At 58.8% G+C, this 24,085-nt stretch carries 27 protein-coding genes and 1 tRNA gene; 14 read left to right on the top strand and 14 right to left on the bottom strand.

What is annotated here, in order from left to right; all coding sequences use genetic code 11:
• The first annotated feature begins 18 nt into the window (after window positions 1–18).
• Window positions 19–330 carry a hypothetical protein gene (locus tag CAG02_RS15930; protein WP_085712757.1) on the top strand — a complete coding sequence of 104 codons (312 nt, stop codon included), beginning with the start codon at window positions 19–21 and terminating at the stop codon, window positions 328–330.
• Window positions 331–373: 43 nt separating this feature from the next.
• On the opposite strand, the gene CAG02_RS15925 is transcribed toward CAG02_RS15930, so the two are convergent.
• A complete protein-coding gene (locus tag CAG02_RS15925) occupies window positions 374–823 on the bottom strand; it encodes a hypothetical protein (RefSeq protein ID WP_085712756.1) in 450 nt (149 codons plus the stop codon).
• A gap of 261 nt (window positions 824–1,084) precedes the next feature.
• Between CAG02_RS15925 and CAG02_RS15920 the strand changes: the two genes are divergently transcribed.
• The 4 genes from CAG02_RS15920 (at window position 1,085) to CAG02_RS15905 (ending at window position 4,091) form a co-directional block, all read left to right on the top strand.
• Entirely contained in the window at window positions 1,085–2,143 is a 1,059-nt protein-coding gene (locus CAG02_RS15920; RefSeq protein WP_085712755.1) for a YhcG family protein, read from the top strand.
• A 69-nt stretch (window positions 2,144–2,212) separates the two neighbouring features.
• Entirely contained in the window at window positions 2,213–3,187 is a 975-nt protein-coding gene (locus CAG02_RS15915; RefSeq protein ID WP_085712754.1) for an alpha/beta fold hydrolase, read from the top strand.
• 31 nt (window positions 3,188–3,218) lie between these two features.
• Window positions 3,219–3,632 carry a hypothetical protein gene (locus tag CAG02_RS15910; RefSeq protein ID WP_085712753.1) on the top strand — a complete coding sequence of 138 codons (414 nt, stop codon included), beginning with the start codon at window positions 3,219–3,221 and terminating at the stop codon, window positions 3,630–3,632.
• Between the two features lie 6 nt (window positions 3,633–3,638).
• Window positions 3,639–4,091 (top strand): hypothetical protein, encoded by a 453-nt coding sequence (locus CAG02_RS15905; protein ID WP_085712752.1) that lies wholly within the window; start codon window positions 3,639–3,641, stop codon window positions 4,089–4,091.
• A 70-nt stretch (window positions 4,092–4,161) separates the two neighbouring features.
• On the opposite strand, the gene gabP is transcribed toward CAG02_RS15905, so the two are convergent.
• Window positions 4,162–5,553, bottom strand: coding sequence for a GABA permease (gabP, locus tag CAG02_RS15900; protein ID WP_085712751.1), 1,392 nt, complete (start codon window positions 5,551–5,553; stop codon window positions 4,162–4,164).
• A gap of 551 nt (window positions 5,554–6,104) precedes the next feature.
• On the opposite strand from gabP, the gene CAG02_RS15895 reads away from it, so the two are divergent.
• The 7 genes from CAG02_RS15895 to CAG02_RS15865 all read left to right on the top strand — a co-directional run bounded on the left by CAG02_RS15895 (window position 6,105) and on the right by CAG02_RS15865 (window position 11,629).
• Entirely contained in the window at window positions 6,105–6,878 is a 774-nt protein-coding gene (locus CAG02_RS15895) for an ABC transporter ATP-binding protein (protein WP_007897462.1), read from the top strand.
• A gap of 13 nt (window positions 6,879–6,891) precedes the next feature.
• Window positions 6,892–7,641: an ABC transporter substrate-binding protein gene (locus CAG02_RS15890; RefSeq protein WP_085712750.1), complete on the top strand. Its 750-nt coding sequence runs from the start codon at window positions 6,892–6,894 to the stop codon at window positions 7,639–7,641.
• Between the two features lie 78 nt (window positions 7,642–7,719).
• A complete protein-coding gene (locus tag CAG02_RS15885) occupies window positions 7,720–8,415 on the top strand; it encodes an ABC transporter permease (protein ID WP_085712749.1) in 696 nt (231 codons plus the stop codon).
• Window positions 8,412–9,101 (top strand): ABC transporter permease, encoded by a 690-nt coding sequence (locus tag CAG02_RS15880; RefSeq protein ID WP_085712748.1) that lies wholly within the window; start codon window positions 8,412–8,414, stop codon window positions 9,099–9,101. The genes CAG02_RS15885 and CAG02_RS15880 overlap by 4 nt, the downstream gene beginning before the upstream one ends.
• Window positions 9,082–10,317 (top strand): methyltransferase, encoded by a 1,236-nt coding sequence (locus tag CAG02_RS15875; protein ID WP_085712747.1) that lies wholly within the window; start codon window positions 9,082–9,084, stop codon window positions 10,315–10,317. The genes CAG02_RS15880 and CAG02_RS15875 overlap by 20 nt, the downstream gene beginning before the upstream one ends.
• Before the next feature lie 344 nt (window positions 10,318–10,661).
• Window positions 10,662–11,477: an FkbM family methyltransferase gene (locus tag CAG02_RS15870; protein ID WP_085712746.1), complete on the top strand. Its 816-nt coding sequence runs from the start codon at window positions 10,662–10,664 to the stop codon at window positions 11,475–11,477.
• 76 nt (window positions 11,478–11,553) lie between these two features.
• Window positions 11,554–11,629, top strand: a tRNA-Thr gene (locus tag CAG02_RS15865).
• Window positions 11,630–12,118: 489 nt separating this feature from the next.
• On the opposite strand, the gene CAG02_RS15855 is transcribed toward CAG02_RS15865, so the two are convergent.
• The 4 genes from CAG02_RS15855 to CAG02_RS15840 all read right to left on the bottom strand — a co-directional run bounded on the left by CAG02_RS15855 (window position 12,119) and on the right by CAG02_RS15840 (window position 13,993).
• The gene (locus CAG02_RS15855) at window positions 12,119–12,829 is read right to left on the bottom strand and encodes an SDR family NAD(P)-dependent oxidoreductase (RefSeq protein ID WP_085712744.1); all 711 of its coding nucleotides are present in this window, start codon (window positions 12,827–12,829) and stop codon (window positions 12,119–12,121) included.
• Window positions 12,830–12,877: 48 nt separating this feature from the next.
• Entirely contained in the window at window positions 12,878–13,096 is a 219-nt protein-coding gene (locus CAG02_RS15850; RefSeq protein ID WP_085712743.1) for a 4-oxalocrotonate tautomerase family protein, read from the bottom strand.
• A 326-nt stretch (window positions 13,097–13,422) separates the two neighbouring features.
• Window positions 13,423–13,737 (bottom strand): type II toxin-antitoxin system YafQ family toxin, encoded by a 315-nt coding sequence (locus CAG02_RS15845; protein WP_085712742.1) that lies wholly within the window; start codon window positions 13,735–13,737, stop codon window positions 13,423–13,425.
• Window positions 13,703–13,993 (bottom strand): type II toxin-antitoxin system RelB/DinJ family antitoxin, encoded by a 291-nt coding sequence (locus CAG02_RS15840; protein WP_085712741.1) that lies wholly within the window; start codon window positions 13,991–13,993, stop codon window positions 13,703–13,705. Before CAG02_RS15840 ends, CAG02_RS15845 begins: the two co-directional genes overlap by 35 nt.
• Before the next feature lie 459 nt (window positions 13,994–14,452).
• On the opposite strand from CAG02_RS15840, the gene CAG02_RS15835 reads away from it, so the two are divergent.
• Window positions 14,453–15,379, top strand: coding sequence for a LysR family transcriptional regulator (locus CAG02_RS15835; protein ID WP_085712740.1), 927 nt, complete (start codon window positions 14,453–14,455; stop codon window positions 15,377–15,379).
• On the opposite strand, the gene CAG02_RS15830 is transcribed toward CAG02_RS15835, so the two are convergent.
• From CAG02_RS15830 to CAG02_RS15805, 6 genes are all read right to left on the bottom strand, one after another.
• Window positions 15,296–15,613 (bottom strand): AzlD domain-containing protein, encoded by a 318-nt coding sequence (locus tag CAG02_RS15830; RefSeq protein WP_007952614.1) that lies wholly within the window; start codon window positions 15,611–15,613, stop codon window positions 15,296–15,298. The two genes, CAG02_RS15835 and CAG02_RS15830, sit on opposite strands and share 84 nt — an antisense overlap.
• The gene (locus CAG02_RS15825) at window positions 15,592–16,308 is read right to left on the bottom strand and encodes an AzlC family ABC transporter permease (protein WP_085608636.1); all 717 of its coding nucleotides are present in this window, start codon (window positions 16,306–16,308) and stop codon (window positions 15,592–15,594) included. Before CAG02_RS15825 ends, CAG02_RS15830 begins: the two co-directional genes overlap by 22 nt.
• Window positions 16,305–16,682 (bottom strand): GNAT family N-acetyltransferase, encoded by a 378-nt coding sequence (locus tag CAG02_RS15820; protein WP_007952618.1) that lies wholly within the window; start codon window positions 16,680–16,682, stop codon window positions 16,305–16,307. Before CAG02_RS15820 ends, CAG02_RS15825 begins: the two co-directional genes overlap by 4 nt.
• 79 nt (window positions 16,683–16,761) lie before the next feature.
• Window positions 16,762–17,508: a 2OG-Fe dioxygenase family protein gene (locus CAG02_RS15815; RefSeq protein ID WP_085712739.1), complete on the bottom strand. Its 747-nt coding sequence runs from the start codon at window positions 17,506–17,508 to the stop codon at window positions 16,762–16,764.
• 232 nt (window positions 17,509–17,740) lie between these two features.
• Entirely contained in the window at window positions 17,741–19,027 is a 1,287-nt protein-coding gene (locus CAG02_RS15810; protein ID WP_085712738.1) for an OprD family porin, read from the bottom strand.
• Window positions 19,028–19,324: 297 nt separating this feature from the next.
• Window positions 19,325–19,993, bottom strand: coding sequence for a DsbA family protein (locus tag CAG02_RS15805; RefSeq protein ID WP_085712737.1), 669 nt, complete (start codon window positions 19,991–19,993; stop codon window positions 19,325–19,327).
• Between the two features lie 244 nt (window positions 19,994–20,237).
• Here CAG02_RS15805 and CAG02_RS15800 point away from each other — a divergent pair, with 244 nt between their 5' ends.
• Entirely contained in the window at window positions 20,238–22,325 is a 2,088-nt protein-coding gene (locus CAG02_RS15800) for a TonB-dependent siderophore receptor (RefSeq protein ID WP_085712736.1), read from the top strand.
• Window positions 22,326–22,389: 64 nt separating this feature from the next.
• On the opposite strand, the gene CAG02_RS15795 is transcribed toward CAG02_RS15800, so the two are convergent.
• Window positions 22,390–22,602, bottom strand: coding sequence for a hypothetical protein (locus tag CAG02_RS15795; protein ID WP_065257771.1), 213 nt, complete (start codon window positions 22,600–22,602; stop codon window positions 22,390–22,392).
• Between the two features lie 245 nt (window positions 22,603–22,847).
• Window positions 22,848–23,954, bottom strand: coding sequence for an agmatine deiminase (gene aguA / locus CAG02_RS15790; RefSeq protein ID WP_085712735.1), 1,107 nt, complete (start codon window positions 23,952–23,954; stop codon window positions 22,848–22,850).
• Between the last annotated feature and the right edge of the window lie 131 nt (window positions 23,955–24,085).

Genomic DNA, 24,085 nt, shown 5'->3' with positions numbered 1-24,085 from the left:
AAGAGGGTCATCACGTCGATGAACCAGAAACGAACCCGCGTCCCCCTGCCCCATCCGCCACCTTATCGGCAGAGCCGGACTTCATTCTGGCTGACCCTGCTTGTCGGGGTGTTGATCACGTTCGCCATTGGCGCGTCGATCTACCTGATCATCGACAGCCTGATCAGTGGCTCGATTACGACGACGAACCGCGGCCCGCGCACAACTTTCCTTCGTGATCTGCAACCGCGCAGGTACTGGTTCGAAGTCGTATGGCAAAGCCTCATCCCCCTGATGCTGGTGAGCGTTGCGCTGGTCGGATTACGGATCTACCTGAAAGTGCGAAAGTGATCGCGAAGGACGGGATTCAGGGCAAATCCCGTCCTTACCGATGCTATTGATGCCAGTCCCAATGGAACACCAGATTGCTGGCTGCGCCGCTGCCGACACTGGCAACGTCCCGGCGCACCTCGCCATTGCGCGTGGCAACCACGGTGTATTTGCCAGGAGGCAACTGTGCATAAACCAGAGGCCCGATCTGGCTCAGGTTCAGAACAGGCTGTCCTGTCGCTTTCTGCACCACCAGGTCAACGTCCGAGGTGTACAGATTTTGCGCACCGACCGCGAACGTCATATGCAGGTTGTAACCAGCGGACTGTTGAATGGCCCGCGACTCGTCCAGGCCAATCCCGCCGGACAGGTAATTGATCCCGTTCTGCTGTTGCTGCTGGACTTGCACGCCGGCGCTTTCAATAGGCTCGGCACTCGTGGCCTGTGCCATGAGCGGGAACATCAGAATCGCCACAGCGGCGACGGGCAACATGAGTGAAGTGACGCGTTTCATGATGAGTACTCCCGGGTTCTCGCAGAACCCAATCGTTACTCCTGTTTAGATTTTGCGATGCGGGGCTGGTTTTAGATTGATTGGGAGTTGTCTTGGGTGCGAAAAGGACTACGCGTTGTATTCCCCAATCATTGCCGTACTCGGTCAGTTCCCGCAAAACCCGTTCACCCTTCCTTCAGTTGAACCAGACATGGCCGGCATCGCCAAGATACGGGTCATTGGCATGCTCTCGCTTCTGTTTCTCCTGAGCCGGAAGACCTGATGAGCCAACTTGAACCTGCTGAAGCGCAAGATCCGAAACTCGATTCGTTGCTGGGCAACCTCGGTGACTTGATACGTGAAGCGCGAAAGAAAGTATTACGAACGGTCGATACGATTCAGGTCCAGACCTGCTGGCAGATCGGACGGCATATTGTCGAGTTTGAACAACAGGGGGCCAGGCGGGCCGGTTATGGAAAGTTTTTGCTGGCCACATTGGCGAAAGGGCTGACTACAGACTTTGGAAAAGGCTTTGACGTAACCAACCTTCGAAAAATGCGGCAGTTTTATCAGCTCTTTCCAATTCGAGACGCACTGCGTCTCGAATTGAGCTGGACCCATTACCGCAGGATATTGCAGGTCGAAAGCGAATCAGCCCGGCAGTGGTACATGAACGAATCCGCCTCGCAAAACTGGTCAAGCCGCGCTCTGGATCGGCAGATCAACACGCTCTACTACGAACGACTGTTGATGAGCCGAGACAGAACCGACGTCTACGCAGAGGCAGCGACCAACATCGCCGCGATGAAAAGCAATCCCCGGGAGTTCATCCGCGATCCCGTGCTTCTGGAGTTTCTCGGCCTGCCCTCACCGGGCAAGCTTCAGGAGTCGGAACTGGAACAAGCCTTGATCGATCAGCTCCAGGGTTTTCTCCTCGAACTGGGCAAGGGCTTCGCCTTTGTCGGCCGTCAGCAACGCATCAGCGCCGGCGACGATGATTTTTACATCGACCTGGTGTTCTACAACTATCTGCTCAAATGTTTCGTCATCATTGACCTCAAGCGCGGCAAACTCAGTGCTCGGGACGTCGGGCAGATGGACATGTACATCTGCATGTACGACGACCTCAAACGAAGCAAGGGTGACGGGCCCACAGTCGGGATCATTCTCTGTGCGCAACAGAACGAGTCGGTTGCGCACTACTCGATGCTCAAGGGCAATGAACAACTGTTCGCCAGCAGCTACAAACTGGTGCTGCCAAGCGAGGACGAACTGCGAGCGGAATTGAACCGTGAACAGCTTCAACTCGAAGAGCGCCTGCGCAATCAGTCGAGTGAATAAACACTGACGGATTGTTCACGAGAGCTGCCGAGACTATCGTTGGCAGCTACTTCGCGAAGGTCGAGAGCCATGGGTTTTCAAGAGACGCACGCACTGGAAAATGCTCGGGACAGCGTCGCCCTCACAAGCGACGTTCAGGACGAACCCTTCCGCGAGCCCGCCGCCGACGGCTATGTTCTTGGCGGGTTCACCTGGCGCCACGCCTCTCCTGACCCACAGCGTCCGGTGGTCATCATTAACGCCGCCACATCCGTGCGTTGCCGTCACTATTCGCGTTTTGCCGCTTACCTGTTCGCCCACAATTTCGATGTGATCATCTTCGACTACCGGGGTATTGGTGAGTCGCGGCCGAAGTCGATGAAGCACCTGCAGGCTTCATGGACGGACTGGGGCGCGCTGGATTTCGAGGCGATGCTCAATCGTGCTCAGCGGGAGTTTCCCGGCCAGCCGATCGACGTGGTCGGGCACAGCTTCGGCGGTTGTGCGGCGGGGCTTGGCGCTTCCGGATCAGCAATCCGACGATTGGTAACCGTCGGCGCTCAGTTCGCCTACTGGCGTGATTACGCCCCGGAACATCGCTGGCGCATGTTCGGCAAATGGCATTTGTTGATGCCACTGCTGACGCTGTTCTGCGGATACTTCCCCGGCAAGCGTCTCGGCTGGCTGGAGGACACGCCCGCTGGTGTTGTGCGCGACTGGAGTACGCCAAGCGCGCGGTATGAACGGCGTCCGAGCGGTCGCGCGCTGCTGGCAAAAACGGGTCGCCTACCCTTCAGCAACGTCCACGCAGACATTCTGGCGATCAGCATCAGCGACGATCCTTACGGAACCATTCCGGCAACCGAACGCCTGCTCGATTACTTCCACAACGCGCAAAAGACCCACCTGCGAATCGAACCGCAGGACATCGGCGAACAGGAAGTCGGACATTTCGCCTTTTTTCGCAGCGCATACCAAGCCACACTATGGCCCATCGCGCTGACCTGGCTGCAAATCGGCGCCCTGGTCCCCGATACACCGGGGCGGCAAATGCCACGCAGCTGAGTCCCCTCCAACGCATCACGGAACACACACCATGGCTTCCGCCAACAAGCAGCAAAAACGCGCCGCCCGGGCCAAGACCAAGGCCAAGCAGAACCGCACCAAGCGTGCCGAGGCACCGGTCGAGCTGGACCCGAACGACGACCGCATCGATTTCGAGTCGGTGGACCTGACCGAACTGTTCAAGAAAATGATCGACGCCGAGAAGATCAGTCAGCAGGCCATGTGCACCGCGTTCCTCGAGGACCCGCTGCTGGAGCTGGTGTACGAGCAGGAAGGTGAAGAAGGCGCGATGGATTTCATCCTCGCCGCCCTGATCGAGTACCGCCAGTGGTCCACCGAGACCGACGAAGCCGGCGCCCTGGCCTGGATCGAGTCGCCTGACTTCCAGAAAGACTATGTGGCCGCGTCCGACGCGATCGCCGCACAAACCCAACAGAAAGACTGAGTTCCCATGGCATCCCTGAACAAACAGCAGAAACGCGCCAAACGCGCCAAGGCCAAAGCCAAGCAAATCCGCATGGTCGGCCGCAAACCTCTGGCCCTGGACGATGACCACGGTCACCTGGCCGAGCCGATCCCGGAATACACCCTGGCGATGTTCAGCAAAATGCGCGACGCCGAAGCCGTCAGCCGCAACGACATGCTGCTGACCCTGCTGCGGGAACTGGCGTTCATTATCGTCGACCATCCTGAACTGCTGGACATGGAAAACGCCGACGACGAAGGCATGGCTGCCACTCACCTGGCCGCCGACATGCTGATCGACTACCGCATGTGGGCCGATGGCATGGATCGCGAGACGGCCCAGGCCTGGCTGAGCGAGCCGCAGTTCATCACCGACTTCGGGAAGGCACTGGACACCTACGGCCAGTCGCTCGAAGCGCAGGAAGAAAAGAGCGAATAAACCTCGCCCGCAAACAAAAACGGCCGCTTGTCATCGCTGACAGCGGCCGTTTTGCATTACGCGATACGGATCAGTTCAACACCACCGCACCACGGTTTTCTGCCTTGCGACGACGCGCCACGAGCATGCCGGTCGCGACAACCACCAGACTCAGCAGGCCGGTCGCGAGGATTTCCACGCGGTGGGCTTCCTGGAACAGCATGATGGTCAGGGCGGCCACGATGAACACGATCACCGCGTAGGTCAGGCCCGGGAACAGCCACATGCTGAAGACGATTTTCTCGCCGCGAGCCATACGCTGTTTGCGCATGCGCAGTTGCGAAATCGCGATCACCAGGTACACCAGCAGCGCGATGGCGCCGGAGCTGGCCAGCAGGAACTCGAACACCGCAGCCGGGGCCACATAGTTGGCGAAGGTGCACAGGAACGCCGCGCCAGTGGACAGCATCACCGCCCAGTAAGGGGTGCCGCTCTTGTTGGTGCGGGTCGCCATGGCCGGTGCATCGCCACGCTTGCCGAGGGAGAACAGCATGCGCGAAGAGGTGTACAGCGCCGAGTTCAGGCAACTGGTCACAGCTACAAGAACCACGATGTCGACGATCATCTTGGCGTTAGGGATACCCATGCGCTCCAACACAGTCTGGTACGAACCAAGGCTGGCCAGCGCTGGATCGTTCCATGGCACCAGGGCCACGACGATGAAGATCGATACGAGGTAGAACAGACCGATCCGCCAGATCACCGAGTTGGTGGCCTTGGAGATCTGCTTGCCCGGGTTCTTCGATTCCGCGGCCGCGATGGTCACGATTTCGGTACCCATGAAGGAGAACATGGTGGTCAGGATCGCGCCCAAGACAGCGCCCAGGCCGTTTGGCAGGAAGCCCTGGGTGTCGAAAATGTGCGAAACACCGCTGACCTGGCTGTTCGGCAGGAAACCGAAAATCGCCGCCACACCCAGAATGATGAAACCGATGATCGCCACAACTTTGAGCAGGGCGAACCAGAATTCGAACTCACCGTAGTTTTTCACGCTGAACAGGTTGGTCACGGTCAGCAGCATGGTGATGATCAGCGCGAAGGCCCAGATCTCCACGCTCGGGAACCAGGCGTGCAGGATGGTCGCGGCGGCGTTGGCCTCCAGCGGAATCACCAGTACCCAGAACCACCAGTACAGCCAGCCGATGGTGAAACCGGCCCAATGGCCGATGGCGCGATCGGCATAAGTCGAGAAGGAGCCGGTATCCGGCGAGGCAACGGCCATTTCGCCGAGCATGCGCATGACCAGCACAACCAGCATGCCGGCAGCGGCGTAGGCCAGCAGCACGGCCGGGCCGGCGGCAGCGATGGCGTGGCCGGAGCCGACGAACAGACCTGCACCGATCACACCGGCGATCGACAGCATGGTCACATGACGCGGTTTGAGCCCCTGTTCGAGGCCATTGGAGCTTGGGGTACTGCTCATTGAAACTACCTTTGCGAGGAAAGCGATTGCGTCCGGCCCGTCTGGCGTTCCTTCTCGTAAAAAGAATCCAACGGGGCGTTCCAGATTCTGCACGCAATAATTGCGCCAAAATGTTTCAAACTCTTCTGGCCCGCGGTTTTTAGCGCGACCGGACAGTCATCGCAAGTCCTTGAGAATACTGGCCTTTCGCCAAAGCGTTACCCTGCGACTCACTTTTCAAACGAACGAGCGCACCAGAAACACACTGAAAAAGTGCGGGATGCACAATAAAAGGGCGAATGAGGAACGTTCGGCCGGATAGCGCTTCCAACACCCCGCCAAAGGTGGCAACATCGCGCCTTTTTTTACGCGACACCCACGGGAATCAACGTTCAAACGCCCGTTCGGTTGTTGACGGGGCGACAGTCTGCTGCGCTGATGCGACAACCTGCCACACGCCATCCGTTTACCGCTCGTAGCGCTGTTGGCTGCCATTGAAACGCTATGCTAGCTTGGCCGCCTCGCCAGGAAGGCCACCAACAGCTGGAGCGCAACATATATGAGGAACGCACATGGCTGAGGCCACGCCCGCGCTTGAAATCCGCAACCTGCACAAACGCTACGGACAGCTTGAGGTGCTCAAAGGCATCTCGCTGACCGCCCGCGACGGCGATGTGATCTCGATCCTCGGTTCCTCCGGTTCCGGCAAGTCCACGTTCCTGCGTTGCATCAACCTGTTGGAAAACCCGCACCAGGGCCAGATCCTGGTTGCCGGCGAAGAACTCAAGCTCAAGGCCGCCAAGAATGGCGAACTGGTTGCCGCCGATGGCAAGCAGATCAATCGCCTGCGCTCCGAGATTGGTTTTGTGTTTCAAAACTTTAATCTGTGGCCGCACATGAGCGTGCTCGACAACATCATCGAAGCCCCGCGCCGCGTGCTCGGCCAGAGCAAGGCCGAAGCCATCGAAGTCGCCGAAGCCCTGCTGGCCAAGGTCGGCATCGCCGACAAGCGCCACGCCTACCCGGCGCAACTGTCCGGCGGCCAGCAACAGCGCGCGGCGATTGCCCGCACGCTGGCAATGCAGCCCAAGGTGATCCTGTTTGACGAGCCCACCTCCGCCCTTGACCCGGAAATGGTCCAGGAAGTACTTAATGTCATCCGCGCATTGGCCGAAGAAGGCCGCACCATGCTGCTCGTGACCCACGAAATGGGGTTCGCCCGTCAGGTGTCCAGTGAAGTGGTGTTCCTCCACCAGGGCCTGGTCGAAGAGCAAGGATCGCCACAGCAGGTGTTCGAAAACCCGCTTTCGGCGCGCTGCAAACAATTCATGTCCAGCAACCGCTAACGGAGCTACCCGCATGCAGAACTACAAAAAGGTCTTCCTGGCCGCCGCCGTCTCCCTGGCGTTCAGCGCCGGCGCCATGGCCGAGACCCTGAAGATGGGCATCGAAGCCGCTTACCCGCCGTTCAACAATAAAGACGCCAGTGGCCAGGTTGTTGGCTTCGACAAAGACATCGGCGACGCCCTGTGCGCCAAGATGAAAGTCGAGTGCAGCGTCGTGACTTCCGACTGGGACGGCATCATCCCGGCCCTGAACGCCAAGAAGTTCGACTTCCTGATTTCCTCGCTGTCGATCACCGACGAGCGCAAGGGGGCGGTGGACTTCACCGACCCGTACTACTCGAACAAGCTGCAGTTCATCGCGCCGAAAAACGTCGACTTCAAAACCGACAAGGACGCGCTCAAAGGCAAGATCATCGGCACGCAGCGCGCGACCCTGGCCGGCACCTGGCTTGAAGACACTTACGGTAGCGATATCCAGGTCAAACTCTATGACACCCAGGAAAACGCCTACCTCGACCTGACTTCCGGTCGTGTCGATGCGATCCTCGCCGACAAGTACGCCAACTATGACTGGCTGAAAACCGACGCCGGCAAGAACTACGAGTTCAAGGGCGACCCGGTCGTGGAAAGCGACAAGATCGGCATCGCTGTGCGCAAAGGTGACCCGCTGCGTGAGAAGCTGAACGCCGCATTGAAGGAAATCGTCGCCGACGGTACCTACAAGAAGATCAACGACAAGTACTTCCCGTTCAGCATCTACTGATCCTGACGTGCGGGACCTGCGCCGTGATCCGACGGTGCAGGCTCCCGGCCTTGCCTGCCGCGATTTGAAAAGAAATCCATGATTATCGACCTCTACGGATTCGGCCCGGCGCTCGCCGCCGGCGCGCTGATGACCGTCAAACTGGCACTTACGGCCCTGTGCCTCGGGCTGGTGCTCGGTCTGCTCGGCGCCCTGGCCAAGACTTCCCCGTACAAGCCGCTGCAATGGCTTGGCGGCACTTATTCGACCCTGGTGCGCGGCGTCCCGGAATTGCTCTGGGTGCTGCTGATCTACTTCGGTACGGTCAACGCCATGCGCGCGCTCGGAGAGTTCTTCGGCAATCCCGAACTGGAACTCAGCGCCTTCGCCGCCGGCGTCATCGCGCTGGGCCTGTGCTTCGGCGCCTACGCCACGGAAGTGTTCCGCGGCGCGATCCTCGCCATTCCCAAGGGCCACCGTGAGGCCGGCGTGGCCCTGGGCCTGTCGAAATGGCGCATCTTCACCAAGCTGATCATGCCGCAGATGTGGCGCATCGCCCTGCCCGGTCTGGGTAACCTGTTCATGATCCTGATGAAGGACACCGCGCTGGTGTCGGTCATCGGCCTGGAAGAAATCATGCGTCACGCACAGATCGGCGTGACCGTGTCCAAACAGCCGTTCACCTTTTATATGGTCGCTGCCCTCATGTACCTGTGCCTGACGGTGCTGGCGATGACCGGCATGCACTTCCTGGAAAAACGCGCCGCCCGCGGCTTCGCGAGGAGCGCTCAATGAACTGGGAAGTCATCATCAAGTGGCTGCCGAAACTGGCGCAGGGCGCGACCCTGACTCTGGAACTTGTGGCCATCGCCGTCATCGCCGGTCTGCTGCTGGCAATCCCGCTGGGCATCGCCCGCTCTTCGAAGCTGTGGTACGTGCGCTCGCTGCCCTACGCCTACATCTTCTTTTTCCGTGGCACACCGTTGCTGGTTCAACTGTTCCTGGTCTATTACGGCCTGGCGCAGTTCGACGCGGTACGCAGCAGCGCGCTGTGGCCGTACCTGCGCGATCCGTTCTGGTGCGCGACCGCGACCATGACCCTGCACACCGCCGCCTACATCGCCGAGATCCTGCGCGGTGCGATCCAGGCGATTCCGCCGGGTGAAATCGAAGCGGCGCGGGCGCTGGGCATGTCCCGGCCGAAAGCGCTGTTCTACATCATCTTGCCGCGCGCCGCGCGCATCGGCCTGCCGGCCTACAGCAACGAAGTGATCCTGATGCTCAAGGCCAGCGCCCTGGCCAGCACTGTGACGCTGCTGGAACTGACCGGCATGGCCCGCACGATCATTGCCCGCACTTACCTGCCGGTGGAAATCTTCTTCGCTGCCGGTTTGTTCTACCTGGTGATGGCCTACGTGCTGGTTCGTGGTTTCAAACTGCTGGAACGCTGGCTGCGCGTCGATGCGTGCCAGGGACGCTGATTCTTCTGACGTGCTGACGGGCGAGGCCTTACTCGCCCGTTTCACCGCACTGGATACATTTCTCACAGCACATCAGGCGCTGTGGAAGCCTCGCCCGTTTACTCATCTGCAACTCCCCTGGGAAGCGTCCTTCCCGGAGCTGGCCTCGTGGCTACGTGGACGCTCACTGGAATATGCGGAAAGCGCCCACAACAACCCTGCCGAACTCTTGAGTGCGCCGGAGCCGTTTGCTTCATTGGCGGCGTCGTCGCTTGAGCTGAGTAGGTTGGGTGATCTGCCCGCACAGTCACTGGAGGCTGCCGGCCATCGCCTGAATGTCGATGTACCGGGGCGCAAATGGCAGCAGATCGAGGCCTTCGCCAGCCGCTTGTCGTTTGCCTCTCAACCGAAGCACTGGCTGGATTGGTGCTCGGGCAAAGGCCATTTGGGTCGGCGCCTGCTCGGTGCTGGCCAGCAACTCACCTGTCTGGAATATGACCCGGCGCTGGTTGCGAGCGGTCAGGCGTTGAGCGAGCGTCATCACCTGCATGCGCTGCATGTCGAACAGGATGTGCTCGCGGCGGACGCGGCTTTATTGCTGAACACGGAACACACACCTGTCGCCCTGCACGCTTGCGGTGACCTGCATGTGCGGCTGATGCAACTGGCTTCGGCGGCCGGTTGCCGACAATTGGCCATCGCACCGTGTTGCTATAACCGGATCAGTCGCACGGAATATCAGGCGTTATCCTGCGCCGGCTCACGCTCTGCCCTACAGCTCTCACTGGAAGATCTGTCGCTGCCGATGAGCGAAACCGTCACCGCCGGCGCCCGCGTCCGGCGTCAACGCGACACTTCCATGGCCCGCCGACTGGCTTTCGATCTGTTGCAACGGCAAGTACGCAGCGTCGACGAATACCTGCCGACACCTTCCCTGCCGAGCGCATGGCTGGAAAAATCGTTCGCCGATTACTGCCGCGACCTGGCGACGCTGAAAGAGTTATCCACAATCGGCGAGCAGGATTGGCCTGCACTGGAAGCCGCCGGCTGGCAGCGATTGGCCGAAGTTCGCAACCTGGAATTGCTGCGCGGACTGTTCCGACGCCCGCTGGAGCTTTGGCTGAACCTTGATCGGGCACTTTTCCTCACCGAGCAGGGATACGTCGTACGCCTCGGCACCTTCTGCGAAGCGCCGCTCACACCGCGCAATTTCCTGCTACTGGCGGAACGCGCTTAAATCCTCACAGCCTGTGGATAACTCTGTTGATGGAATTCTCGTGGATCCAATATCCACGCCTGTTTCAAGCCATTAACAGCCTTGGTCATTTTTTGTTCACACAAATAAAAAACCGGTAAAACAGGGATTTGCGCTTCAAATGAGAACCCGTCCACAAAATCCACTCTAAGCCCGCCCTCTTCAAAGCCCGTTGTGCATAAGCCCCCAAGCAAAAGGACATAACCGCCGAATTGCGGACGGGGGGAGCGGACAATTGCACCGGCCAACCACCCTTGCTATACAGACCTACGCCGTGCAGGTAGCGCAGGCCCGAACAAGAAAAAACTGCCCGACAGGAAGCCACCGTGACGTTCATTTCTTACGCACAGAATTTCGAGGACGTTCGCCTTTGGCGCGCCTTGCAGCATTTCGGAAACGGTTTTTATATCGACGTCGGCGCCAATGACCCGATCCATGACTCGGTCACCAAAGCCTTTTACGATCACGGCTGGCAGGGCATCAATGTCGAACCGATGCAGAACTATTACGACGCGCTCCGCCACCACCGCCCCCGCGACACCACGCTGCAATGCGTGGCCAGCGACCAACCGGGCGAAATGACCTTCTACGGCATTCCCGGCACCGGCCTGTCCACCGCCGACCCGGTGGTTGCGCAAGAACGTAAAAACCTTGGCATGGACGTGCAAAACCTCACCGTCAACGCACGCACATTGACCTCGATCTGCGAAGAATACGCCGGTGAACAGCCGATCCACTTTCTGAAAATCGACGTCGAAGGTCACGAAGAAACCGTACTGCGCGGTATGGACTTCAGCCGCTTCCGCCCATGGATCATCCTCATCGAAACCCCATGGGAGCGCGACCACACCTGGGAACACCTGGTGATCGACGCCGGCTACACCAACGTCCTGTTCGACGGCCTCAACAGTTTCTTCCTCGCCAACGAACACATCAGCCTCAAACCCGCGTTCGACCCGCCACCGTGCAACCTCGACAACTTCCAGTTGTGCAAAGGCCACAACCTCGCCCACCCGGTAAACCCGGCACTGGAAACCGCCCTGCAACGCGCCGAACAAGCCGAAGCCGAACTGCGCGCCATACAAAACAGCCGCGCCTGGCGCGCTGTGCAAAAACTGCGCAACGTCCTGCGCCGGGCGTGATTCACAGAGGGCGCAAAAATAGTCTGAATTCAGGGGTTTACAGAAGCACCCGAGTCGCTATAATCGTCGCCCACACGCCGGTATAGCTCAGATGGTAGAGCAACTGACTTGTAATCAGTAGGTCCCGGGTTCGATTCCTGGTGCCGGCACCATACAAGACGAAGCCCCTGCAGAAATGCAGGGGCTTTGTTGTTTCTGGAAACGGTATTTAATGCTTGCTCGCGTAGCTACCTCTCACAACTCGGCCGATGTAACTATTTAGCCCTTGCCCCGCTACAGCCAATCGCTGCATCTCCGCCACGACCAAAGCACCTGGCCGATTCGAATCATATACATACGTCCTGTGAGTACCGGTTGCGAACTGAACAGTAATTGAACCCTGTCCCAGCTCATAGGCGACCACATTCGAATCGCCACCTAAATTCCTGTATCGCTCCATTTAAATCCCCAAAAAAATAAGTAGCCAATTGCTACCACCCTTAACGATAGTTCGCCTCCTCAGAACTCCCGAAAGATTCTCTTTCAAAATGTAAAATGTCTATTTGAAGTGGTTTGCATCTCGAATACGCAAGCACTTCCAAAAGCTTACTCGCATATACAAAGCCCTCGCATCTCCGCGAGGGCTTCGTTTACCGCTTCAATCAGTGCCCAGCGCTCTGCCCACCATCCACATGCAGAATCTCGCCAGTCACAAACTTCGCGTTATCGAGATACACCACCGCCTGCGCAATATCGTCAACTTCGCCCATGTGCCCAACCGGGTGCAGCGCCCCCAGTGCCGCGTGGGTTTCTTCGCCATGCATCGGCGTCTTGATGATGCCCGGCGACACCGCGTTCACCCGGATTCCGCGCTTGGCGTATTCGATGGCCAGGGATTTGGTGGCGGCGTTGAGGCCACCCTTGGTCAGGGAAGCTAGGACCGAGGGCACGCCGTCTACCGCGTGGTCGGTCAGGCTGGTGGTGATGTTGACCACGTGGCCCTTGCCCTGTTTTTCCATCTCGGCGATGGCCAGTTGGGTGATGTAGAAGAAGCCGTTGAGGTTGACCGACAGCACCGCCGCGTAGTCTTCCGGGGTGTAGGCGGTGAACGGTTTGGCGACGAAGATGCCGGCGTTGTTGACCAGGGTGTCGATGCGGCCGAAGCGTGCCACGCCTTCGCTGATGACGCGCTGTGCGGTGGCCGAGTCGCCGATGTCGCCGGCGATGGTCAGGATCTGCGGATCGTTCGACGGTTTGATCGAGCGCGAGGTGGCGACGATGTTGTAACCCAGTTCACGGAAGGCTTTGACCATACCTTCGCCCAGACCTTGGGAGGCGCCAGTGATAACGACGGTTTTTTTCGAGTAGCTCATGATGAATTCCTCAACAGATGATGGTGATCGACAAGACAACGGGCGCGGTCAGGACTGATTCCGATCCGCCAGTTGCCGGCGGTATTCGGTGGTGGTGATGCCGGCGTAGCCCCAGTTATCGGTGTCGACTTCTTCGATCACGATGTGGGTCAGATCCGGGCGTTTATTGAGGACGCGTTCCAGGGTTTCGGTGATTTCGGCGATCACCTGAGCTTTCTGCTCTCGGGTAACACCGTCGCGGGTGATGCGTACGCTGACAAATGGCATGACGACGACTCCAGTGACCTGCCCTCGGGATGATGGTCAGGTGTTGGAGCTCAATTTAGGCGTGAGCCGGGAGGGGAAAAAGTAGGGGTGGGGTACTTCATTTGTGAGGTGGTGTAATGAATTGACAAGCCGAAGTTCAGTGACAGAGAATCCCCCCAAGAGCGCGAAACCGGCTGCCATCAGGTGGCGATAGCCGGCGTTAGGAACCCCGTTGATGACCTGAAAATCAGCGTTCGGGTGAGACCTCTTCTCCCCTGCTTGAGGGCGCACAATATCGAGCGACTTCAACAAAAAAGCCGACAGTGATGTCGGCTTTTTTGTGCGCACTATTTAAACAGTTCAGAGTGAGTACCCAAGTCGACGAAGGTGATCAAATCTGGGCGTGTGTTTTCGTAAATCATCAAAAAGTCACCGCCGATGTGACACTCGCGAAATCCAGACCAATCACCGTTCAGAGCATGATCCACATACTCCGCAGGCAACTGTTCGCCCAAAAACAACATGACCATCACCTTACGAACTTCATTCATATCTCGACGCCCGGCACGCTCGTAACGAGCCCAGGACTTCTTGAACTCGGACGTTTGTGAAGCCTGCTTAGGCCGTTCAGCGCGTTTTTGTCTTTTCTCCGGTTTCGCCATCGGCAGCCCTCAGCATCTCGTCTATCGAGTCGAAACGCTGGCGAATATCTCGTGCTTCCATCATCGCGCGGGCGGTCTTCTCTGAAGGGACGCGCACCTCAAAGGGCAAGCCTTGGGTCGCAACGACCTGACGGAGAAACAGACGCATGGCATCACTAATACTGAGCCCGCAAGCGTTCAAAACCTCAGTGGCACGCGCCTTCAAATCCTCATCAATGCGGCAACGCACATCGGTGGTTTTCAGTAGTGCACCCATTTCAATTACCTCATTGTGATTTTGTAGCTACATCGGCGCTACCTCTGCATTGTGGTCAGGGGATTCGTTTTGGGTCAATGTGAAGTTGATATACGGGGCCTCACCGTCGTAACTCACTGCCATTTCATCCGCTTTGACAAAGGTCCGCTATCAGCCCAATCGCCGATTTCCCTGAGATGTATCTGCTCACCGTGCAGGCATAACGTGTGAACCCTGTCAGTCGTTTCTCTTGATGAATCCCCCCAAACGCACCCAAACCGCGCACTTTTTTTGACCCCAATCACCCCCGCGTCACCAAAAACCCCGATCCTGTGTCAGCCTCCAGCCATCGGCAGGGACATCAATTCGCTACTAATTGCGCGACAACTATGCTCAGGTACAGGAATATAGCCGGCAAATGGAGCCGTTCAGGCCGTCACGTACACAACAATACCCAGCCCACTTCAGAGGGCATTACCCATGGATAGCAGAACCTTACGCAACCTCATGCGCATCGTGCAGACCGGCTCGTTGTCGGCCGCAGCCGAGCATTCGTGCCTGACTGTGCAGGCCCTGGCCGCGCAGTTGAACAAGGTCGAAGAACAGTTCGGTTTCCGCTTGTTTAGACGATCCAACAAAGGGCTGACGCTGACGCCGCAAGGCACTGAGCTGACGCCTTATATGGACCGAGTGCTGATTGCCACGCGGCAGATGGAAGAGAAAGTCGAAGCATTGAAGGTACCGGGACAGCGCACGTTGAAGGTGGCGTTGAACACCACGCTGGACCCGGATTTCAACCGGCGATTGATCGGACGCCTGATCGATGTGTTCCCCGACTATCAGATGGAATTCAGCTACGCCGAGTCGATGGAAAATCTCAGCAAGCTGAAGAATGAAGACTTCGACCTCGCGGTACTGATCGGCCCGCAGCGTCCGGGTCTGCCGAGCATTGTCCTGCCGGAAGTACAGGTGCAGGTGGTCGGCGCGCACTGCGGTCAGGAGAACGATCCGCTGACATTGCTCGGCAACAAGTTTCAGGTACGTCCTGCAGAAGATTGCCCGTATTCCCACAGTTTTTTGCGTTTTCTCGACGCCGGGCTGGGCAATCACGAGAACAGTCAGCGGACGATTTATTCCTGCAGCGAAACGCTGACACTGTCGCTCATCACGCAGATGGACGCCGTCGGCATGGTCTCTCGCGAGGCCGCGCAGAAGAACGGCCTGACGATTTTCCCCGGGTTCGAGGATTTCCTCGAAGTGCGCCTGGCGGTGAACAACCCGGATCTGTCCGGCCAGGCGTTGAACGACGTGGTCGATCTACCGCTACATGAACGAGCCGAGCGCAATGTACGCAGCCGTCCCAACCGCCACACTGAGAAAGAGGTTTTTGCTGAAATACGCACATAACAGCGTCGGAATCGCTGCATAGAATTCCGGGCGATCGAGCTGTATGTGCTGATCCTTGATCAACAAGGGTGTCAGGCTGATCGCAGCGACGATCGCCACCGGCAGGTATTCCAGCGCCCGGGCGACGAAGGGCGGCCAGTGCTCGGTGTTGACCTGCAACGGTAGCGCCCGAGGCAGAAAGGTCACGGCCATCATCAGCGCGACCACCAGAATCAGGAACGTTTGGTCAGGCATACACCCACTCCGCAGCCCACAAACGTGGCGATGAAAACGTTGAACGGCGAGCTGCCGACCAGGCTCAGAGCACCCATGCAGACCACAGCGGCCAGGGCGGCGATGAGTTTGTTGCGCGTGTTGCACAGCGAGACCAGCACGTAGAGCATCATCGCGGTCAGCGCATAGTCGAGCTGATATTTGATCAGGTGCGAGGCGTACTGCGCGCACAGGGCCCCGAGCAATCCGCCGATCACCCAGGAGGTGTGGCAGAACAGGTTGAAGCCGATCAGATAACGGATGTTCACCGGGGCACCGGTGCCGAGCTTGACGCTGTGGAAGGCGAACGATTCATCGGTCAGGCCGCCGGCATAGCACCAGCGCTCCATGCGGCTCAGGCCCAGCGCCCGCAGGGCCTTCGCCATGTAGACCGACATCAGCATGTGCCGCGCGTTGATCAGAAACGTGGTCAGCACGATGGTGGTCAGCGACGCACCGCTGCTGATCAGCGCCAGCGCCGCGAACTGCGAGGCCCCGGCATACACGAACAGACACATTGCCACCGGCAGCCACAGCGGCAGTCCGGCGTTGACCGCCATCAGCCCGAACACGAATGACACGGTGAAATAACCGGCCACCACCGGGCTGGCTTCGGCAAACGTGCGCGACGGCTGACGGTCGACCATCAGCGGCGCACTGCCGGATGTTTCATTCATAGATCCCTCTCAAATGTCCGTTCGCCGTGAGGTTCGCAGAAACCCTGGGCAGTCCAGAAACGCTTGCCCGCGAGGTTAGCATCATCGACGAACAGGAACATCCGCAGCACACCGACCCGTTTCATGTCGGCCGACGCCGCTTCCACCAGTCGCTGGCCGACGCCCTGGCTGCGATAGCGCAGGCTGACCGCCAGATGGTTGATGGTGCCGCGGCTGCCGAGCATGCCACCCAGCACCGCCCCGACAATCTCGCCTTCGACGTCGAAGGCCAGATACGCCGTGGTGGTTTTCTGGATCAGCACGCCGCGCAGGCATTTGGCGTCCTGCCATTCACAGAACGACACTTCGTCGAACTGGCGGAAGAAGCGCTCCATGCGCTGCGCGTCCTTGGCCGTCGCGCGCCGCAGCACCACCGGCGTCGAGCATTCGACGCCGTCAATTTGGGTGATCTGATTAGCGAACAATGTCGAAAGCGGTCCCGGGCCGCGAGAAGGAAATCGCCAGGATCTGCCGATACGCCATGGCATGGGAGTGGGTGTTGCGCGCCGGTGTCACGTAGTGGCGCATGTCGCGGTCGAGGAAGTAAGTGGTGTCGAGAATTTCCTGGTAGGTGGTCGACGCCAGTTGCTGCTCGTGAATGTCGTACAGGCGGCTTTCGGCACCCTCGACATTGTTGCGACCCCAGAAGTGCACACCGCTGAACGGATAACCGTCGCAGTGAATGCCTTCCGGCGTGATTTCAAGTTGTTTGCCGGGTTTGATCTCGATGCGGATCTGATGGATCTGGCATTGCCAGATTTCATCATGCAGCTCTTCCGGCAACACGCTTTTGTACACTTCGAAATCGGTGTCGATCAGGCTGCGCATCACAGGCGAGTCGATGACTTCGTCCGAGAAGTCCTGGAAGTGCCGCACCACACCGCCCACGTAGGCGTTGTTCTCCTTGGACTGCACGTACGCGCGATGCTCAAGCTGCTTGAGCTCGCGAGTCTTGGGGTTGTATTCAAAGTCGCTGTAACGACGGTAACGCATGCCGGCTTCGGCCTGACCGTAGTAACTGTCAGGCTCCATGTTTTCCCAACTTTTGGTCAGTCTGACGAAGTCGGCGAAATGACCGTAGAGATTGAAGTCAGCACCCTGCACATTGGCGTACTTGTCGCGCCGTAGCGATTCGCCCACTTCTCTGGTTAAAACGATCATTACCAAATTCTCCGCTGCATTGAGCGGCCTAATCTATTAGGTGGAGAATTTGCGTCCATGAGAAAGAATTTCAGGCATTTAAAGCCCTGTTTGAAACGCGATTTGAAACGGCTTGAAAGTGCATTTCAAATGACAAAAACACGGGTTTTCATGTTTTTTTCAGAAAAACCGTCAAAAAAAAACCCCGAACCAGTCGGGGTTTTTTATCGCGTTTCGCGGGTTCAGCCGATCATCAGAAGACGTTGATCGGGTAATCCACGAACACACGCACTTCGTTGCCACCGACGTTGTAATCGCTGGACTTCTGCGACACGCGCAGGATCGAGCTGCGCACCTTCACGCTCAGGTCTTTGGCCGGGCCGCTTTGCACGACGTACTTGAACTGGTTGAAGATTTCACGCTCGGTGCCACCGGTGCTGGTGTCTGTGGTGATGTTGTCGCCACGCACGTAAGCGAAGTTGTAGCTCAGACCCGGCACACCGAATGCGCCGAAGTCCAGGCCGTAGCCCAACTGCCAGCTGCGCTCGTCTTCAGCGTTGAAGTCCGACCAGTAGGAGTTGGCCAGGTAGATGGTGTTGCCGCCGTCACCCTGACGTGCACCGGCGTTCTGATAGCCGCCGTACGGATAACCCAGGTTGCTGTCGCCGGTGCTGCGCTGGTGAGCCACGGTGAACGAGTGCGGGCCGGTGGCGAAGGTCGCTGCCAGGCTCCAGATCTTGTTGTCCTGGCCGCCGGAGTTCTTGAGCTCGGCGTAAGACTTGTCCAGCTTGGTGCGATAGCCGTTGAAGTCCAGGGTCAGGGACTGATCCTTGTCGATCGGGAACACGTAGTTGGCGTTCACGTACTGCTTCTTCATCACGTCTTCGACGTCGGACGCGTACAGCGCAGCCTTGAACTGTTCGGTGAACTGGTAGCTACCGCCCAATACGTTGATCGACTTCAGACCACCGCTGTCACGACCTTCAGCACTTTTGCGCGATTCGGCGGTGAAACGACCGGCATCCAGTTGCAGGCCCTTGATCTCTTTGGAGGTGATCAAAGTACCGGTGTAGCTTTCCGGCAGCAGACGCGAGTTGTCGTAGTTCAGCACCGGCAGGGCCGGCATCTGGTCGCCGTAGGTCAGGGTGGTGCTGGACAGACGGAATTTCACCGCTGCGCCGCCCTTGGACAGGTCGTCAGCCGCGTTGCCGCTGTCACCCTGCTTGAAGAAGTCAATACCGCCAGCGCCGCTGCGGCCCTTGCCGCCGTCCAGACGCAGTGCGTACAGACCGAATGCATCCACACCCACACCGACAGTGCCCTGGGTGAAACCGGACGAGAACGTACCGATGGCCGCCTGGCCCCACTCGGCTTTGTCCTGGGTGCGGTCTTTGTAGTCACGATTGATGTAGGCATTGCGCAGCAGCACTTTCAGGCTGCTGTCTTCCACAAAACCCTTGGACTCGGCCTGGTCGTTAGCCATGGCCTGAGTGGCGCTCAACATCCCCAATGCGATCAGACTGATCCGCTTGTTCAACATTTTGTTTTCCTTATTACGGGTTGAAACGCGCTGTGTCGAACGGCTGAAACGGCGCTTGATGCACTCTTTTATTCACCCCGAAACAAAAAGGCCCGCTCAAGACATGTCATGGCGGGCCTGCTCCTGATTTTGAGTCATGGCGGTTAGCCACAGGCGTTGGGCCGAATCGTAGCCGCGCCCTGAACAATGTGTCAATTTCAAGAATCGTCTTTAAATAGGCAAAAATCGTCTAATAAAAGTAAATTTTTCGAAAGCTGCGTGCGGGGAAATGCCTGTAATCAGGGATTTGATGCCCGGTCACGCACAACCGTCGAGGCCACAGACCGGCAAGGCTTGCGCGTCGGGTGCCGACGGAATCGACTCGCTCAACCATTGTGCAAACGCCTGCGGTTTGCCGAGCCACGGGCCGATATCGATCAGGGTGAACTGGCCGTCCTGTTCCAGCGCGAAGGTCGGGAAGCCTTGGCCACCAAGTTTCGCCAACAATGCGCGGCTGTTCTTTATGTGTTGATCGGTGTCAGTCGCTTTCAGGGTTTTGAGGAACATGTCCGCCTCGTAGCCCATCTCTACCGCGCACTCCACGAGGACGGACTCATCGGCAATTCGCCGGCCTTCTACATAGTGTGCGGTTTGCAAACGCCCAAGCAGTTCCACGCCACGCCCATCGATGCTTTGAGCTGCCATGACTGCGGCAATCGGCGGAGCGGAATCAAATACCGCCGTGTGATCACGCAACAGGCCTTCGAAATAGGCTTCGCCGAACGGCTGCCCGGTGTACTCGGCAATGCGCCGGTCGTGGGGCATCACGTAATTGCGCAGTTGCGGTGAAACGCTCTGACGGTTGGCACCCGTCATCATGCCGCCTGCGTGAGCGATTACCGGCAGCACTTGTTGTGCGGCTTGTACCAGCGGTTTGGCGCCGTAGCACCAGCCGCACAGAGGGTCGTAAATGTAGTGAAGGGTCATGTGAAAACTCCGGGAAATCGATGGCAGCCACGTTAGTCCCTCGGCGGTTGCAGAAAAACGCCGGAATGGCTTTCAGTCTGTTTCGGCAATCGGTCGAATGCAGTCGTTATCCGCGCAGATACAAACCAGAAACAAATTGACACAATCAAACCACGGAACTTTTCCAGAATAATTAACGGAAGCAAATGCAAAGCATTACCATTCGCGCGCTCGAATTCTTCCACCCTTTCGGATGCGCTTTTCAATGCCTGCCCCGTTCCGTCTCACGCCCGTCACGCTTGGGCTTTCTGCCTTTTTGTGCTCTGGTTTCGCTTACTCTGCGACCGAGCTTCCCGCCACGTCGATCAGTGCCGAAACGCAGATCGACGACCCGCGCGTAAAAGTCAGCAACACCGCGACCCGCACCTCCACCCCGGTGCGCTACGTGCCGCAGGCGATCGACTCGATCAAGACCGCCAACGTCGCGGACTACGGCATCAATGACATCGAAGACGCCCTGAGCGGGATTCCCAACGTCAGCGGTGGCGGCGATACGCGCTTCGACAGCCTGCGCATCCGTGGTTTCGACGCCAGCAACGACTTCTATCTGGACGGCATTCGCGACGACAGCCAGTACAAGCGCGATCTGCACAACATCGAACGCGTCGAAGTGCTCAAGGGCCCCGCCGCCGTGCTGTACGGCCGTGGCAGCCAGGGCGGGATCGTCAATCGCGTCAGCAAGGCCCCCGAGGCCGGCCGCCGCTCGACCATCGAGGCCCAGGGTGGCAGCGAAGATTTGCGCAGCCTGTACGCCGACCTCAGCGCCGACCCGAGCGAGAACATCAGCCTGCGCCTGAACATGGGCAACATGGACGAAAACAGCTTCCGCGACGGCGTCAGCGGCAACCGCAAACTGTTCGCGCCGTCGATGAGCTGGCAGCTCACGCCTGACCTGAACTGGCTGGTGCAATACGAATACAGCCGCTACAACCGCACGCCGGATCGCGGCATTCCCGGGGTTGGTGGACGTCCGGCGGATGTCGGCCGGGACACGACCTACGGCAACGATCACGACTTCATCGACGACAAGACGCAATCCCTGCGCTCGCGACTCAGCTATGAACTCAACGACAACTGGCAACTGCGCCACACCCTCGGTGTGTTCAAGCTCGACAGCGATTTCGACAACACCTACCTCACCGGCTTCGACGCGAAAACCAACAAGGTCAACCGCCAGCACTGGCAACAGGACCTGACCACCCGCAACGTCTACAACAACGTCGAACTGGAAGGCGGATTCGACACCTTCGGCCTCGAGCACCGCCTGCTGACCGGGATCGAAACCGGCAGCCAGCGCCGCGATCCGACGCTGTTCAACGCGGCCACTGGCCGGGGCACTCAGCCGGTGCCGTCGCTGGATCTATACAACCCGGATCGCAGCCAGCGCCACACCGGGCGCATGCAGGTGTCGAGCAGCAGCCACACTGAAGTCGAAAGCCGCGCGATCTACGTTCAGGATCAACTGCGCCTGAACGATCAATGGCAACTGCTGGCCGGCCTGCGCTACGACACCTTCGACATCGAGTCGACCAACAAGCTGCGCAACATTTCCGAAGACCGTGACAGCCACAGCACCAGCCCGCGTTTCGGCGTGGTCTGGACACCGTTGCAGAATCATTCGTTCTACGCGTCGTGGACCAAGACCTTCTCGCCGGTCGGCGGCGGTCTGATCGGGATCACCCCGGGTGCGGCCGGCAACAGCAACGACCTGAGCCCGGAGCTGACCAAGCAGAAGGAAATCGGCGTGAAGAGCGACTGGCTCGACGATCGCCTGAGCACCACCCTGGCGATCTACGAGCTGGAACTCTACAACCGCCGCACCACCGACCCGGTCGATCCGACTCTGACCGTGATGAGCGGTTTGCAGCGTTCACGCGGGATCGAACTGACCGGCACCGGCAAGATCGTCGGCAACTGGTACGTGCGCGGCGGCGTTGGTGTACAGGACGCGACCATCGAGAAGGACAACAACGGCCTGGAAGGCAAACGCGTCAACAACGTGGCCAAGCACAACGGCAGCCTGTTCCTGACCTGGAAACCGGAGATGGGCTGGTACGGCGAAACCGGCCTGACCCTGGTCGGCCAGCGTTACGCCGACAACGCCAACACCACCGTGTTGCCGGGCTACGGGCGCTGGGACGCGCTGGTCGGCTACCGCCACAAGGACTGGGACCTGCGCGCAGCGCTGAACAATATCACCGACCGCGAGTATTACGCTTCGGCCACCAGCGCCTTCCAGATCCAGCCGGGCGCGCCGCGCAGCCTGGTCATGACCGGCACCTACAGTTTCTGATTCGCGCCCATAAAAAAAGCGCTGCCATCCCGGCAGCGCTTTTTACAATCCTTGTTTGTTCTTCTTATCCTTCCATCACATCCCAAAGTGCATCCAGTTCGGCCTCGCTGAACAGGCCAGCGGGGTAACGCTCGATCATCATCCGGCGCGGATCAGGTTCCCTGATCTGACGCGTTCCATTGGACTTCAACCAGTGCGCGACAATCTGGAGCGACTCACTATTTACAGCCATGGGATGCAACGTCCGCTCGCTGATTACGTTCACTTCGGCGTTCATTTCAGCGCTCTCTCCCCGTTCGTGAGCGGCTACGTTATCCAAGGTTTATGACAGAACTGTTGAAGTTCTCCCCCCTCCCTAGTGCGTCATGAGCGATACAAGAGCTATGCCAACGTAATGAAATTGTCGACCGGCGGACATAAAGAAACCCGCAGTCCTGACGGGCTGCGGGTTTCTCTTCAAGCGTGGGCAACAAATGACTGCCCGGTCGATTTTCCAATCAACTCAAGCTGTTACATCCCCACTCACTCTTTGTGCGGCGCGGGTTGCTGTTGGGTAAGGCAGTGAATGTTGCCGCCCCCCAGTAACAGTTCGCGGCCCGGTACCATCACCACTTCGTGCTGCGGGAACAGCTTCTGCAGGATCTCCCGGGCTGGCGCGTCCATCGGATCGTCGAAGCTTGGCGAGATGATGCCGCCGTTGACGATCAGGAAGTTCACGTAGGAACCGGCCAGACGCACGCTCGGATTGCGCTCCTGAGTACCGTCCACCGGATCCACGCCCGCGCATTCCTCTTCGGTCGCAAACAGCGGCCCCGGGATCGGCATCTTGTGCACCGTGAACGGGCGGCCCTTGGCGTCGGTGCTGCTTTCCAGCACCTTCATCGCAGCCTGGCAGCGCGGGTAGTTCGGGTCCTGCGGATCGTCGGTCCACGCCAGCAGCACTTCGCCCGGACGCACGTAGCAGCAGAAGTTATCCACATGACCGTCGGTTTCGTCGTTGAACAGGCCATCCGGCAGCCAGATGATCTTGTCCACCGACAGGTTGTCGCGCAGCACCGCTTCGATTTCTTCGCGGTTCAGGTGCGGGTTGCGATTGCGGTTGAGCAGGCATTCCTCGGTGGTGATCAGCGTGCCTTCACCGTCGACGTGAATCGAACCGCCCTCAAGCACGAAGCCTTCGGTGCGGTAGCGTGGGCTGCGCTCGATTTCGAGGATCTTGCCGCCGACCTGGGAATCGCGGTTCCACGGCGAATACAGACCGCCATCAAAACCGCCCCAGGCGTTGAAGTCCCAGTTCACACCGCGCACTTCGCCGCTGTTGTTGATCACGAAGGTCGGGCCGCTGTCGCGAACCCAGGCGTCATCGCTGGACATCTCGACCACGCGGATATTCGGCACGTCGAGGCGAGCGCGAGCGTTTTCGTACTGGCCGGCGGAGACCGCCACGGTCACCGGTTCGAAACGCGCGATGGCCTTGGCCACGGCAGCGTGGGCAGCCTGCGCCGGCTTGCCGCCCAGACGCCAGTTGTCCGGACGCTCGGGCCAGATCATCCAGGTCTGGGTTTGCGGCGCCCATTCGGCCGGCATGTAGAAGCCATCGGCGCGTGGGGTACTTTTCAAGGTGGTCATGTCGATCAGGACTCCAGGGAACGGTCGAGGATGTTCAACGCGCCGAACAGGTTTGGACGACGGACGATGGCGACTTTATAAACGATAAATATCGACTTTAAAAGCTAAAAACAAATGTCACATTTTGTTTT

Origin of the sequence: Pseudomonas sp. R43(2017), assembly GCF_002112345.1 — a bacterium.
Classification (GTDB): domain Bacteria; phylum Pseudomonadota; class Gammaproteobacteria; order Pseudomonadales; family Pseudomonadaceae; genus Aquipseudomonas; species Aquipseudomonas kribbensis.
Note: the sequence above shows the minus strand (reverse complement) of the source record. Positions and strands in the feature narration are given on the sequence as shown.

Excerpts from the sequence above, each read along its gene's own strand:
- CAG02_RS15930 (WP_085712757.1), top strand. The coding sequence starts at position 19 with ATGAACCAGAAACGAACCCGCGTCCCCCTGCCCCATCCGCCACCTTAT.
- CAG02_RS15925 (WP_085712756.1), bottom strand. The coding sequence starts at position 823 with ATGAAACGCGTCACTTCACTCATGTTGCCCGTCGCCGCTGTGGCGATT.
- CAG02_RS15920 (WP_085712755.1), top strand. The coding sequence starts at position 1,085 with ATGAGCCAACTTGAACCTGCTGAAGCGCAAGATCCGAAACTCGATTCG.
- CAG02_RS15915 (WP_085712754.1), top strand. The coding sequence starts at position 2,213 with ATGGGTTTTCAAGAGACGCACGCACTGGAAAATGCTCGGGACAGCGTC.
- CAG02_RS15910 (WP_085712753.1), top strand. The coding sequence starts at position 3,219 with ATGGCTTCCGCCAACAAGCAGCAAAAACGCGCCGCCCGGGCCAAGACC.
- CAG02_RS15905 (WP_085712752.1), top strand. The coding sequence starts at position 3,639 with ATGGCATCCCTGAACAAACAGCAGAAACGCGCCAAACGCGCCAAGGCC.
- gabP (WP_085712751.1), bottom strand. The coding sequence starts at position 5,553 with ATGAGCAGTACCCCAAGCTCCAATGGCCTCGAACAGGGGCTCAAACCG.
- CAG02_RS15895 (WP_007897462.1), top strand. The coding sequence starts at position 6,105 with ATGGCTGAGGCCACGCCCGCGCTTGAAATCCGCAACCTGCACAAACGC.
- CAG02_RS15890 (WP_085712750.1), top strand. The coding sequence starts at position 6,892 with ATGCAGAACTACAAAAAGGTCTTCCTGGCCGCCGCCGTCTCCCTGGCG.
- CAG02_RS15885 (WP_085712749.1), top strand. The coding sequence starts at position 7,720 with ATGATTATCGACCTCTACGGATTCGGCCCGGCGCTCGCCGCCGGCGCG.
- CAG02_RS15880 (WP_085712748.1), top strand. The coding sequence starts at position 8,412 with ATGAACTGGGAAGTCATCATCAAGTGGCTGCCGAAACTGGCGCAGGGC.
- CAG02_RS15875 (WP_085712747.1), top strand. The coding sequence starts at position 9,082 with ATGCGTGCCAGGGACGCTGATTCTTCTGACGTGCTGACGGGCGAGGCC.
- CAG02_RS15855 (WP_085712744.1), bottom strand. The coding sequence starts at position 12,829 with ATGAGCTACTCGAAAAAAACCGTCGTTATCACTGGCGCCTCCCAAGGT.
- CAG02_RS15850 (WP_085712743.1), bottom strand. The coding sequence starts at position 13,096 with ATGCCATTTGTCAGCGTACGCATCACCCGCGACGGTGTTACCCGAGAG.
- CAG02_RS15845 (WP_085712742.1), bottom strand. The coding sequence starts at position 13,737 with ATGGCGAAACCGGAGAAAAGACAAAAACGCGCTGAACGGCCTAAGCAG.
- CAG02_RS15840 (WP_085712741.1), bottom strand. The coding sequence starts at position 13,993 with ATGGGTGCACTACTGAAAACCACCGATGTGCGTTGCCGCATTGATGAG.
- CAG02_RS15835 (WP_085712740.1), top strand. The coding sequence starts at position 14,453 with ATGGATAGCAGAACCTTACGCAACCTCATGCGCATCGTGCAGACCGGC.
- CAG02_RS15830 (WP_007952614.1), bottom strand. The coding sequence starts at position 15,613 with ATGCCTGACCAAACGTTCCTGATTCTGGTGGTCGCGCTGATGATGGCC.
- CAG02_RS15825 (WP_085608636.1), bottom strand. The coding sequence starts at position 16,308 with ATGAATGAAACATCCGGCAGTGCGCCGCTGATGGTCGACCGTCAGCCG.
- CAG02_RS15820 (WP_007952618.1), bottom strand. The coding sequence starts at position 16,682 with ATGGAGCGCTTCTTCCGCCAGTTCGACGAAGTGTCGTTCTGTGAATGG.
- CAG02_RS15815 (WP_085712739.1), bottom strand. The coding sequence starts at position 17,508 with ATGATCGTTTTAACCAGAGAAGTGGGCGAATCGCTACGGCGCGACAAG.
- CAG02_RS15810 (WP_085712738.1), bottom strand. The coding sequence starts at position 19,027 with ATGTTGAACAAGCGGATCAGTCTGATCGCATTGGGGATGTTGAGCGCC.
- CAG02_RS15805 (WP_085712737.1), bottom strand. The coding sequence starts at position 19,993 with ATGACCCTTCACTACATTTACGACCCTCTGTGCGGCTGGTGCTACGGC.
- CAG02_RS15800 (WP_085712736.1), top strand. The coding sequence starts at position 20,238 with ATGCCTGCCCCGTTCCGTCTCACGCCCGTCACGCTTGGGCTTTCTGCC.
- CAG02_RS15795 (WP_065257771.1), bottom strand. The coding sequence starts at position 22,602 with ATGAACGCCGAAGTGAACGTAATCAGCGAGCGGACGTTGCATCCCATG.
- aguA (WP_085712735.1), bottom strand. The coding sequence starts at position 23,954 with ATGACCACCTTGAAAAGTACCCCACGCGCCGATGGCTTCTACATGCCG.